Genomic DNA, 12,014 nt, shown 5'->3' on the forward strand with positions numbered 1-12,014 from the left:
CCGCTCAGCGCCCTCCCACCCGCTCGCGCTTCAGCCGATACAGCGCGTCGAGCGCCTCGCGGGGCGTGAGCGCGTCCGGGTCGATGGCATCGAGCAGCGCCCCGAGGGGATCCTCAGGCGGCGGCTCCGGCGGCGGTGGCGGCGCGAGGGCCGCGAAGAGCGGCAGGTCGTCGATCCGCGCCCGCGCCGGGCGGCCGCGCTCCGCCTTCTCCAGGCTCTTGAGGATCGCTCCGGCCCGCGACACGACGCTGCCCGGCAGGCCCGCCAGCCGGGCCACCTGCAGGCCGTAGCTCCGTTCGGCGACGCCGGGAACGACCTCGTGCAGGAACACGACCCCGTCCCGATGCTCGGCGACCTTGAGGGTCGCGTTCTCCAGCCGGGCCAGACGGTCGCCCAGCGCGGTGAGTTCGTGGAAATGGGTGGCGAAGAGCGCCCGGCAGGCATTCACCTCGTGCAGGTGCTCCAGGCAGGCCCAGGCGATGGAGAGACCGTCGAAGGTCGCGGTGCCGCGGCCGATCTCGTCGAGGATCACCAGGGAGCGCCGCGTTGCCTGGTTGAGGATTGCCGCGGTCTCGACCATCTCGACCATGAAGGTCGATTGCCCGCGGGCGAGATCGTCGGCGGCGCCGACGCGGGAGAACAGCCGGTCGACCCGCCCGATCCGCGCCTCGGCGGCCGGCACGAAGGCGCCCATCTGGGCGAGCACCGCGATCAGCGCGTTCTGGCGCAGGAAGGTGGACTTGCCGCCCATGTTGGGGCCGGTGATCAGCCGGATCCGGCCGCGCGTGTCCCCCGAGAGATCGCAATCGTTGGCGATGAACGGCTCGCCCGCCCGGCGCAGGGCCGCCTCGACCACCGGGTGGCGGCCGCCAACCACGACGAAGCTGAGCGAGTCGTCGACCATGGGCCGTCGCCAGTCGAGTTCGACCGCGAGCTCGGCATGGCTCGCCGCGACGTCGACCCCGGCCAGCGCCTCGGCCACCTCGGCGATGGAGTCGGCCTCAGCGAGCACGCGGGCGGAGAGGTCGTCGAACACGCCGCCTTCGAGGGCCAGCGCCCGGTCGGAGGCGCCGGAGATCTTGGATTCGAGCTCGCCCAGCTCGACGCTGGTGAAGCGCATCGCGTCGACCATCGTCTGGCGGTGGACGAATTCGCTCTGCAGACCCTTCAGGCAAGCCTCGCCGACCGATTGCGGGACCTCGATGAAGTAGCCGAGCAGGTTGTTGTGCTTGATGCGCAGGGTCCGGCAGCCGGTCTGCTCGGCGTAGCGGGCCTGCAGGGCGGCAATCACCTTGCGGGAATCCTGGCCCAGCGTCCGCGCCTCGTCGATTTCTGGAAGATAGCCCTGCCGCACGAACCCACCGTCGCGGCGGCTCAACGGAAGATCGTCGGCGAGCGCCGCCGCCAGGGTCGCGATCAGCTCCGAATCAGCCTCGGCCAGGTGCCCGGCGAGACGGACGAGCTCGTCCGGCAGGTTCGGGATGGCGGAGAGGCGGGCGCCGAGTTGCGCCGCCACTGCCAAGCCGTCCCGGATCGCCGCGAGATCCCGCGGCCCCGCCCGGCCGAGGCCGGTGCGCGACAGCGCCCGGGCGAGATCCGGCGCCCGGGCCAGGGCCTCGCGCAGGGCGCCGCGCAGCGAGCCGTCATCGACCAGATGCGCCACGGCGGCGTGACGCCGGGCGATCGCGTCGAGCGTGGTGAGCGGTCCGGCGAGGTGCTCGGCCAGCAGCCGCGCGCCGTTGGCCGTCACGGTCCGGTCGATCGTGGCGAGCAGGCTCCCGGTCCGCTCCCCCGACAGGGTTCGGGTGAGTTCGAGGTTGGCGCGCGTTGCCGCATCGATCGCCAAAGTCGCGCCGCTGTCCTCGCGGGTCGGCACGGCCAGGGTCGGCCGGGCCGCGAGTTGCGTGCGGGCGATGTAGAGGAGTACCGCCCCGGCGGCCGCGATCTCGGCACGGGTGAACTGGCCGAAGCCCTCCAGCGTCGAGACCCCGTACTGCTCGCGCAGGCGCCGCTCCGCCGCGGCGGGTTCCAGCTCGGCCTGCGCCAGCGGCACGATGGCGGCCCGGCTCTCCTGCCAGATCCGCGCGAGCGCCGGATCGGCGTGGATCGCCTCGGACAGGACGATCTCCCGCGGATCGTGCCGGGCGATCGCCCCGGCCAGATCGCCGCCCGCAACCTCGCTTAAGGCGAAGCGCCCCGTGGAGATGTCGACGGCCGCGAGGCCGTAGGCAACGGCGCCCTCCCCGGTCTTGCGGCGGCCGATCGCCAGGAGGAGGTTGGCCCTGGCCGGGTCGAGGAGCCGGTCCTCGGTGATCGTCCCCGGGGTCACGAGCCGCACGACCTCGCGGCGCACCACCGATTTCGGGCCGCGCTTCTTGGCCTCGGCCGGATCCTCGGTCTGCTCGCAGACGGCGACGCGGTGCCCGAGGGCGATCAGGCGGTTGAGGTAGTCGTCGGAGCGCTCGACCGGCACACCGCACATCGGGATCTCGCTGCCCGCGTGCTTGCCGCGCTTGGTCAGCACGATGCCGAGCGCCCGAGACGCGATCTCCGCGTCCTCGAAGAACAGCTCGTAGAAGTCGCCCATCCGGTAGAACAGCAGGCAGTCCGGATTGGCGGCCTTGATCTCGATGTACTGCGCCATCATCGGCGTCGCGCCGGCCGGATCCAGGCCGGGGGCGGGCGTCATGTCGGCGGCGGGGCGGACGGCGGTACGGGCCATGCCGCCTCTTAGCAGAGCGCCGCCCGCGAATCAGGACACGCACACCGACGCGGCTGGGGAGAAGCCGCGTCGGCGGTGGATGGGTTCATCGCGGACGAGGGACCGGCACGGCGAACGCGTCCACGGCCGGCGTCGAAGACCTGCCGCGCCTCAGTAGCGCGGGCCGTTCGTGGTGCCGCCCAGGTTCTGCTGGTAGCCGCGCAGGGCGGGATTCTTCGCGTTCGGGTTGCCGTGACGCATGGTGTTGAGCCGGCGCATCCGCCGCTCGTGCCGCGTGGTGTGGTGCCGGTGCATTCGGTGGTGATGCATGCAGTAATGGCGATGCATCACGACGGACTCGACCATGTCGTGGCCGGCGAGGCCGGGCTGAGGCATGGACGGTGCCGCCTGTGCGGTCGCCGCGCCGGCCATCAGGCCGCCGATCAACAGGCCTGCCGTCAGAAGAGAACGCATAGACATGTACGAGTAACTCCGATCCTACCGTATGAGCCACCACCTAAGAGAATGGTCGCAGGGAAGTTCCGGAGCGTGCAGGAAAAATGAAGCTGTCGATTTCGTCTCTGACGTGGAATGAATTATCGCGTGACGCGTGGTGCCGACATTCGGCGCGGGGGAATTTATAACTTAAAAGCGAAGCCAGATGCTTTGTGCAATCTGGCAGCGTATGCCTCTGTCGCGTTCGCCCGTGCTGATCAGGACAGGAAACGCGTCAATTCCAAGTTGACGGAATCCGGCTCCTCGTGCGCGAGCCAGTGGCTGGCGCGCTCGTACCAGCGGATCCGGCCCGCGTCGCAGAAGGCGAGGCTCGCCTCCGCGAGGCCGGATTGAAGGGCTGTGTCCTGCTTGCCCCAGAGGATGAGGGTCGGGACCCGGACCTGGGCCGGCTCGTCCCGCGGCAGACGCACCAGGGCCCGGTACCAGTTCAGCATGGCGGTCATCGCGCCGGGCTGGAGCCACGCTTCCACGTAGCGGTCGAGATCGGCAGCCGAGAACGCGCCCGGCCGGCTGGTTGAGGTCAGCGCGTGCCGGAGGGCGCGGCACCGGTCGGCCGTCAGCAGCCGCTCGGGAAGGCCGGGGAGCTGAAACAGGCCGACATAGACGCTGCGCAGCCACTGGCCGGGATGGTGCCGCATATACGCGCCGACGATGCCGGGATGCGGCGCGTTGAGGATCGCGAGCCGCTCGATCCGCTCGGGATGGCGGCTGGCCAGCCACCACGCGACGAGACCGCCCCAATCATGGCCGACGAGCCGGATCGTGGGGAGGCCGTAGGCATCCGCCAGTGCCAGCACGTCGCCGGCCAGCCTGTCGAGGTGGTAGGCGGAGAGGCCTTGCGGCCTGTCACTGCGATTGTAGCCGCGCTGATCCGGCACGATCACCCGTAAGCCAGCCTCGGCGAGCGGCCCGATCTGGTGGCGCCAGCCGAACCAGAACTCGGGGAAACCGTGCAGCAGGATGGTCGGCGGGCCGCTCTCCGGACCCGCCTCGGCCACGTGCAGGCGCACCTCCGGCAGAGCGACTTGGCGAAAGTTCACACCCGCAACGTCCATCCGCTTCGGCGCTCCCTGCTGATCGGCGGAGAACGCCCGCACCCGTGTGGGCGATCCGCTTAGAATCCGAGCGCCGCGCAGGCGCCGGCTTCGGCGGACAGCTGGTCGCGCAGCTCGTCCGGCGAGCTGCGGGTCCACAGGCAGAGCAGCACGAAGGCCGCGCCGTGCAGCAGGGTCCGGGAGGGCGCGGCGGGGGCCTCGGCCGGAAGGGTGGCGAACTGGGTCATGGCGCTGGTCTCCTGATTCCGTCTCTGACGGGAGATCGGCGCCCGGCGCCCGGGGTTACAGGGGCTTGGGACATGCGCGTGCGCTGCCGCACGGGGACACGTCAGCGCAGCGGATCGAGCCAGCGCGCCAGGGTGCCGGCGTCGAGGCCGGCACGCGTCTCGCGGTAGCCGAGCTCGGCCGATTCCCGGAAGCGCGACCACGCCCGCAGGTCGATGCCGGAGAGCTGCGGCTTGAGCACGGCGGTCGCGTGGGCCGCCGCCATCAGGCTCTGCGCGTCGCTCGAGACCGTCGCGGCGCGCAGCAGCAGCGGCGCGAGGCCGGGCATGGCCAGCGGCGAGCCGATCAGCTTGCGCACGAGCCGGCCCCTCCAGCCGCGATGGGGCATGTCCTGGAAGGCCCGGTCGCTGCCGACATCGACGGCGAGCACCGGGCCGCGCTCCAGCCCGGCGGCGACGTCGGCCGGAAGGTTGTTCATCATGCCGCCGTCGACCAGCACGCCCTCGTCGCACAGGACCGGCGGCAGGAGCCCGGGGATGGCGATGCTGGCCCGCAGCGCCTTCGGCAGGTCGCCCGAGCGATGGACCATTGTGTTCCCGGTGGTCAGGTTCGACGACACGCAGAAGAACGGCAGCCACAGATCCTCGATGCGCACGCCGCCGTAGCGCGCCGCTAGGCCGGCATCGACCTTGGCGCCCCGGGTCAGGGCATGGAGCGGCAGGGTGTAGTCGTTGAGCGGGTTGCTGGTGGCGAAGAATGCCTCGATCTGCGACTGGATCTCCGAGATGGGCCAGCCCATGGCGAGGCTCGCCGCCATGATCGCGCCCATGCTGGTGCCGCCGACGAAGTCCGGCGCGCAGGCGACCTCGTCCGAGGGCCTTCAGCACCCCGAGATGGGCGAGGCCGCGGGCGCCGCCGCCGCCGAGCACCAGACCCCGGGCCGCGCCGCTGGCGAGCCGGGCCAGACGGTGGAGGTCGTCCTGCCGTCCGTGGCGGACCTGGATCCGCATCGCGGCCGGCAGCGCCGAGACGGCGGGATGGAGCGGTTTCGGGCGCCGCACATCGGGATCCTGCCGGATCACCAGGTCCATGCGGATCCAGTCGGAGCGCACCCGCTCTAGGTATTCCGCCGCCCCCGGTCGCGGCGGGGCGCCGGGCTCGGCGAGCAGCAGCACGTGGTCGCCCCGGCGCTGGCTCTGCCGGCACCAGGGACAGTCGATCTCATGCGCCGCGAAGATCGTACGCGCGTGCTGGCCCTCGAAGGTCTGGAACCACGCCTCGTCGGCGCCCTCGGGCCAGTCCGTGAGGCAGCCGGTCTCGCCCGGCAGGAGCGCGTCGAAGGCGGCCGCGAGCTGCCGGGCGAGGATTTCTGGGTTCGGCCCTTCGGTCACCGCCAGGATCGTGAAGATCCGGGGCGCGTGATGCACCGAGTAACCGTCGTAGATCGCCCGCAGCCGGTCGGCCAGCATGCGGGCGAAGTAGAGGAGCGTCTGCGGATGCTCGGCGATCACCGCCTCGAAGGCGTCGCGGGTCAGCTTCAGCAGATGGGAGTCGCGCAGGGCCATCACGGTCGCCGCCCGGGGGGCCTCCGACAGCAGGGCCATCTCGCCGAAAGTCTCGGGCGGGCGCAGGCGCGCGATCCGGGTGGGGCTGCCGTTGTGGTCGCGGGCCGAGACGCCGATTGCCCCGGAGACCAAGGTGTAGAGCGCGTCTCCCGAGGCGCCCTGCTCGAACAGGATCTGGCCGCCCGGCACCGCGACCGGGACCATGCGGGCCCGGACCGCCGCGGCGGCCGCGGCATCGAGACCGGACAGGAACGGGATCTCGGGCGCGCTCACCGGTGCACCGCCGGAGACGCAACGCGGCGCAGCTCTGCCGTCGGTCTCCGCCGCATCGTTCCGTCCCCTCCACGCTCTCCCATTTCGGGCCACCATAGCGCGCCCGCCGTCAAGCGGGCGCCGCGTGACCGAGCCGCGCATCTGAAACGCCGATGCCTTCGCGCCGCGACGGCCATCCGCTACAGCCGGGCGACAACAAGGCCGGGAGGAGCGCATGTCGGAAGCAGGTCGGATCGCGATCGTGACCGGGGCGGGGACGGGGGTCGGCAAGGCCGCGGCCCTGGCGCTGGCCGGAGCCGGCTGGCGCGTCGTGCTGTCCGGGCGGCGGCCCGCGCCCCTCGACGAGACAGCGGCCCAGATCGGCGGTGACCGGGCGCTCGTGGTGCCCACCGATGTGACCGATCCCGATTCGATCGCCAACCTGTTCGCCCGCACGCGGGCGGAATACGGGCGGCTCGACCTGCTGTTCAACAATGCCGGGATCGGAGCCCCGCCGGTGCCCCTCGAGGACCTGCCGCTGGAGACATGGCGGCAGGTGGTCGACACCAACCTCACCGCCCTGTTCCTGTGCACGCAGCACGCCTTCCGGATCATGCGCGACCAGGATCCCCGCGGCGGCCGGATCATCAACAACGGCTCGATCTCGGCACACGCCCCGCGGCCGAATTCCATCGCCTACACGGCGACCAAGCACGCCGTGACCGGCCTGACCAAGGCGACGTCCCTCGACGGCCGTGCCTACGACATCGCCTGCGGGCAGATCGATATCGGCAACGCTGACACGCCCATGGGGGGAAAGATGAAGGCGGGCGTCCGCCAGGCGGACGGGTCGCTCCGGCCCGAAGCCGTGATGGATCCGGATCACGTCGGACAGGCGGTCCTCACGATGGCGAGCCTGCCGCTCGAAACCAACGTGCAGTTCATGACCATCATGGCGACCAAGATGCCGTTCGTCGGACGCGGCTGAGCCGCCGCTCCTGTCCCGCTATGCGGACCACATGATCCGCATAGCGATGCTTCCCGGGCTGCCGCCGGGCCCTTGAATCCGGGCCCGTCCGGCCCGTTCATCCCGACAGGTTTGAGATTCGGGCGAGCAGTCCCGACTCGACAACCGGCGGCTTGCACAAATCCCGAACCGCGAACGTCCCGGTCCAGCCGCACGCTGATCACGGGCGCGCCGACCCGCGTCAGACGCCATCCACAGGCGGCCGCTGCGAGGCCAGCCCCGCATGCCCACGATTGACGACCGTTTTCATAACTCATACAAATAAGAGAACGAAGAACGGTCGGGACCCAACCCGGTGTCATCGGAGAGGGAAAACGCCGACTGCACACCGTCTCAACCGGCAATGCTGCACCGTGCTGATGTGTGCGATCGACGATTTGCGACGATCTTCGTGAATATATCTGCTGTCGATGTAAGTCGTTCTGCAGAGAAGAGCGCGTATATAACGATAAGTCTGGGGCGCGTGATGATCGATCTCGGATTTTAACCGAGTGTCCAAGTCGGCGTTGATCCGGTCGACGGTTCTGAAGTTTTACCGCAGGTCCGGAAAAGACAGCAAGAACGGGGGAGCCATGATCGCCAAACCAATGTTTCTCAAGTTCGTCCTGGGCGTCTCACTCCTGAGCGCGCTGGCCGCGCCGGCGGCGCGGGCGGCCGGTGGTGATCCGATCGGCGTCGCCATGCCGACCAAATCGTCGCAGCGCTGGATCGACGACGGCAACAACATCGTGAAGTTGCTCCAGGCCAAGGGCTACAAGCCGGATCTGCAACATGCCGACGACGACATTCCGACACAGCTCGCGCAGATCGAGAACATGCTCACGAAGGGCGTGAAGCTGCTGGTGATCGCCTCGATCGACGGAACCACGCTCAGCGATGTGCTGGCAAAGGCGAGCGAGCGCGGCGTGAAGGTCATCGCCTACGACCGCCTGATCAAGGGAACACCGAACGTCGATTATTACGCCACGTTCGACAACTACAAGGTGGGGGTTCAGCAGGCGACCTCTATCGTCGACGCGCTCGGCCTGAAGGACGGGAAGGGACCGTTCAACATAGAGCTGTTCGGTGGCTCGCCCGACGACAATAACGCATACTTTTTCTACGACGGCGCCCTGTCGGTGCTGAAGCCCTACATCGATGCCAAGACGCTCGTCGTGCGCTCGGGCCAGTTCGGCATGGACAAGGTATCGACGCTGCGCTGGGATCCCGCGACCGCGCAGGCCCGGATGGATAACCTGCTCTCGGCCTATTACGGCAACGCGCATCTCGACGCGGTGCTCTCGCCCTATGACGGCATCTCCACCGCCATCATCTCGTCGGTGAAGAGCGTCGGCTACGGCTCCGGCAATGTGAAGCTGCCGGTGGTCAGCGGCCAGGATGCGGAGCTGCAGGCGGTCAAGTCGATCATCGCGGGCGAGCAGACGGCGACGATCTTCAAGGACACGCGCGAACTAGCCAAGGTGACGGTCGCGATGATCGACGCGATCGAGGCCGGCCGGCAGCCCGAGATCAACGACGCCAAGACCTACAACAACGGCAAGAAGGTCGTCCCGTCCTTCCTGCTGACGCCGGTGATCGTCACCAAGGCCAATTGGAAGCCGGCCCTCGCCGACACCGGCTACTACACCCTCGACCAGCTCAAGTGAGCGCGGCGGCCTGCGCCACCCCGTCCGAACCTGTCTCCGCGCCGGTGCCGCCGGCGCGGGCAGAATCCTGTGCAGACCGAGCCGGAAGGGGTCGCATGCAGCCCGTCCTCGAAATGCGGGGAATATCCAAGACGTTTCCCGGCGTCAGAGCCCTCAACGACGTCAATCTGAGCATCGCACCGGCCGAGATCCACGCCCTGGTCGGCGAAAACGGCGCCGGCAAGTCGACGCTCATGAAGGTCCTGAGCGGAGTGTATCCGCACGGGTCCTACGAGGGCGAGATCACCTACGAGGGACAGCCCGGCCAGTTCCGCGACATCTCCGACAGCGAGCGCCGGGGCATCGTGATCATCCATCAGGAACTGGCTCTGGTCCCGTTCCTGTCGATCGCCGAGAACATCTTTCTCGGCAACGAGCCCGCCCGCTTCGGCATCATCGACCAGGACCGGGTCTATGCCCGGTCCCGGGAGCTGCTGGCCATGGTCGGCCTTGCCGAGAATCCCGACACCCTCGTCACCCATCTCGGCGTCGGCAAGCAGCAGCTCGCCGAGATCGCCAAGGCGCTGTCCAAGAAGGTCAAGCTGCTCATCCTCGATGAGCCGACCGCGAGCCTGAGCGAGACGGACAGCGAGGCGCTGCTGCAGCTACTCCTCAGCTTCAAGGCCCAGGGCATTGCGTCGATCCTGATCTCGCACAAGCTCAACGAGATCTCCAAGGTCGCCGACCGGATCACCGTGCTGCGCGACGGCACCACTGTCGAGACCCTCGACTGCCGGAACGGCGGCATCGGCGAGGATCGGATCATCCGCGGCATGGTCGGCCGCACGATGGCCAACCGCTACCCGGTCCGCGAGCCGCGGATCGGTGACGTGCTGATGGAGGTGGAGGGCTGGACGGTCCACCACTCCGTTCATGCCGAGCGGGCGGTCGTACGCGATGTCAGCCTGTACCTGCGCAGGGGCGAGATCGTCGGGATCGCCGGCCTGATGGGATCCGGCCGGACGGAACTCGCCATGAGCGTCTTCGGCCGGTCCTACGGCCAGGGCACCAGCGGGATTGTCCGCATCGAGGGCCGGGAGGTCGATGTCTCGACGATCGACAAGGCGATCGCGGCGGGCATCGCCTACGTCACCGAGGACCGCAAGCAGCTGGGGCTCGTGCTCGGCGAGGACATCACCAAGAACACCACGCTCGCCAACCTGCCCGGAGTCTCCACCGCCGCGGTCATCGGCGAGGATGCGGAGCACCGAGTCGCGAATGCCTACCGCTCGAAGATGCGCATCCGCTCCTTCGGCGTGGGCCAGCAGACCGTGAACCTGTCGGGCGGAAACCAGCAGAAGGTCGTGCTCAGCAAATGGCTGTTCACCCAGCCCAAGGTGCTCATCCTCGGCGAGCCGACGCGCGGCATCGATGTCGGGGCCAAGTACGAGATCTACAGCATCATCAACGAGCTGGCCGAGGGCGGCCGGGGCGTCCTGATGATCTCGTCCGAGATGCCCGAGCTGCTCGGCCTGTGCGACCGCATCTACGTCATGAACGAGGGGCGGTTCGTGGACGAGTTCCAGCGCGCCGAGGCCAGCCAGGAAGCGATCATGCGCGCGATCATGCGCTCCAAGGAACTGAACGGATGAGCGAGATCTCTGTGAGCAAGGCCATGATCCGTCTGACCGAACCCCTTCCGGGCACCAAGGCCGCGGGCGAGCCGCAGGTCCGGCGCGGGCGCTTGGCGATGGCACAGCTGCGCGATTACGGCCTGGTCTTCGCCCTGGCGGTGATCACCCTGTTCTTCGAGTATGCCACCGGCGGCGTGCTGTTCCAGCCGCTGAACCTGACCAACCTCATCCTGCAGAACAGCTACGTCGTCGTGATGGCGCTGGGAATGCTGCTGGTCATCGTGGCCGGCCATATCGACCTGTCGATCGGCTCGGTGGTCGGCTTCGTGGGCGCGCTCGCGGCCCTTCTGATGGTCCGATTCGGCTTCGATCCATTCACCGCCACCGTCCTGTGCCTGGCGGTCGGTGCGGCGATCGGCGGGCTGCAGGGCTACTTCGTTGCCTATCTCGGCATTCCGAGCTTCATCGTCACGCTCGCCGGCATGCTGGTGTTCCGGGGCCTGACGCTGGCACTCCTGCAGGGCGCCTCGATCGGGCCGTTCCCGGAAGTGTTCCAGCTTCTCGCCAAGGGCTTCCTCGCCAACTTCGCCGGCCCCTGGACCGCCCTGCTCATCGCGCTCGCCCTGTCGCTGATCCTCGTCGGCCTGAACGGGCGCCGCCGGGCCGCGCGGCTCCGCAACGGCGGTGAGGCCGAATCCTGGGCGGCGTTCATCTTCCGCAACGGCATGACCACAATCGTGATCCTCGCCTTCGCGTATCAGATGAGCGCCTATCGCGGCCTGCCCAACGTGCTGTTGGTGATGTTCGCGCTGGTGATGCTCTACCGCTTCGTCACGACCCGCACGACGATCGGGCGGCGGATCTACGCGCTCGGCGGCAACATCAAGGCCGCACGGCTTTCAGGCATCAGGACCGAGCGGCTGACCTTCCTGACCTTCGCCAATATGGGCGCGCTGGCAGGCCTCGCGGGCATGATCTTCGCCGCCTGGCTCAACACCGCGACGCCGAAGGCCGGCGTCGGGTTTGAGCTCGACGTGATCGCGGCCTGCTTCATCGGCGGCGCCTCGGCGTCCGGCGGCATCGGCAAGGTCTCAGGCGTCGTGATCGGCGCGTTCATCATCGGCGTGATGAACAACGGCATGTCCATCCTAGGCATCGGCGTCGATTACCAGCAGGTGATCAAAGGGATCGTCCTGCTCGCCGCCGTTTGCCTCGACGTCTACAACAAGAACAACCGAGCCTGAGGGCCTGCACAATCCGATCCCGTCCGCTTCGCGCGGATGGGATCGGCACAGCGCAGATACGTCTTTGCGAGCGAAACGACACGATCCAGCGGCGCCAAGTCCCTGTAATGCTGCGTTCCCCGGACCGCTTCGCTCCGCGCTATGAACCCATCGGCGAGAACGCCGGGGAT

Annotated in this window: 8 protein-coding genes and 1 pseudogene; 4 read left to right on the forward strand and 5 right to left on the reverse strand. The window is 68.7% G+C overall.

Annotated elements, in window-relative coordinates; genetic code table 11:
* Positions 1-4: 4 nt before the first annotated feature.
* The 5 genes and pseudogenes from mutS to M6G65_RS13125 all read right to left on the reverse strand — a co-directional run bounded on the left by mutS (position 5) and on the right by M6G65_RS13125 (position 6,335).
* Positions 5-2,722 carry a DNA mismatch repair protein MutS gene (mutS, locus tag M6G65_RS13105; protein WP_238195451.1) on the reverse strand — a complete coding sequence of 906 codons (2,718 nt, stop codon included), beginning with the start codon at positions 2,720-2,722 and terminating at the stop codon, positions 5-7.
* 150 nt (positions 2,723-2,872) lie between these two features.
* On the reverse strand, positions 2,873-3,181 hold the full coding sequence (locus tag M6G65_RS13110) for a hypothetical protein (RefSeq protein WP_238195450.1): 309 nt from the start codon (positions 3,179-3,181) through the stop codon (positions 2,873-2,875).
* 233 nt (positions 3,182-3,414) lie between these two features.
* Positions 3,415-4,272, reverse strand: a complete 858-nt coding sequence (locus M6G65_RS13115; protein ID WP_238195449.1) for an alpha/beta fold hydrolase — start codon at positions 4,270-4,272, stop codon at positions 3,415-3,417.
* A gap of 59 nt (positions 4,273-4,331) precedes the next feature.
* Positions 4,332-4,499: a hypothetical protein gene (locus tag M6G65_RS13120; RefSeq protein WP_238195448.1), complete on the reverse strand. Its 168-nt coding sequence runs from the start codon at positions 4,497-4,499 to the stop codon at positions 4,332-4,334.
* Between the two features lie 101 nt (positions 4,500-4,600).
* Positions 4,601-6,335 (reverse strand): annotated as a pseudogene (locus tag M6G65_RS13125) (patatin-like phospholipase family protein).
* 214 nt (positions 6,336-6,549) lie between these two features.
* Here M6G65_RS13125 and M6G65_RS13130 point away from each other — a divergent pair.
* The 4 genes from M6G65_RS13130 (at position 6,550) to mmsB (ending at position 11,844) form a co-directional block, all read left to right on the forward strand.
* Positions 6,550-7,302, forward strand: coding sequence for an SDR family oxidoreductase (locus M6G65_RS13130; RefSeq protein WP_238195446.1), 753 nt, complete (start codon positions 6,550-6,552; stop codon positions 7,300-7,302).
* Positions 7,303-7,928: 626 nt separating this feature from the next.
* Positions 7,929-8,987: a multiple monosaccharide ABC transporter substrate-binding protein gene (chvE, locus tag M6G65_RS13135; protein WP_430929574.1), complete on the forward strand. Its 1,059-nt coding sequence runs from the start codon at positions 7,929-7,931 to the stop codon at positions 8,985-8,987.
* 95 nt (positions 8,988-9,082) lie between these two features.
* Complete coding sequence (gene mmsA, locus M6G65_RS13140; protein ID WP_250104032.1) at positions 9,083-10,618, forward strand: multiple monosaccharide ABC transporter ATP-binding protein; 1,536 nt, start codon at positions 9,083-9,085, stop codon at positions 10,616-10,618.
* Positions 10,619-10,716: 98 nt separating this feature from the next.
* Entirely contained in the window at positions 10,717-11,844 is a 1,128-nt protein-coding gene (gene mmsB / locus M6G65_RS13145) for a multiple monosaccharide ABC transporter permease (protein ID WP_238195607.1), read from the forward strand.
* Positions 11,845-12,014 lie beyond the last annotated feature (170 nt).

The organism is Methylobacterium tardum, from assembly GCF_023546765.1.
Classification (GTDB): Bacteria; Pseudomonadota; Alphaproteobacteria; order Rhizobiales; family Beijerinckiaceae; genus Methylobacterium; species Methylobacterium tardum.

Coding starts and splice junctions, on each gene's coding strand:
- mutS (WP_238195451.1), bottom strand. CDS start 2,722: ATGGCCCGTACCGCCGTCCGCCCCGCCGCCGACATGACGCCCGCCCCC.
- M6G65_RS13110 (WP_238195450.1), bottom strand. CDS start 3,181: ATGTCTATGCGTTCTCTTCTGACGGCAGGCCTGTTGATCGGCGGCCTG.
- M6G65_RS13115 (WP_238195449.1), bottom strand. CDS start 4,272: ATGGACGTTGCGGGTGTGAACTTTCGCCAAGTCGCTCTGCCGGAGGTG.
- M6G65_RS13120 (WP_238195448.1), bottom strand. CDS start 4,499: ATGACCCAGTTCGCCACCCTTCCGGCCGAGGCCCCCGCCGCGCCCTCC.
- M6G65_RS13130 (WP_238195446.1), top strand. CDS start 6,550: ATGTCGGAAGCAGGTCGGATCGCGATCGTGACCGGGGCGGGGACGGGG.
- chvE (WP_430929574.1), top strand. CDS start 7,929: ATGTTTCTCAAGTTCGTCCTGGGCGTCTCACTCCTGAGCGCGCTGGCC.
- mmsA (WP_250104032.1), top strand. CDS start 9,083: ATGCAGCCCGTCCTCGAAATGCGGGGAATATCCAAGACGTTTCCCGGC.
- mmsB (WP_238195607.1), top strand. CDS start 10,717: ATGGCACAGCTGCGCGATTACGGCCTGGTCTTCGCCCTGGCGGTGATC.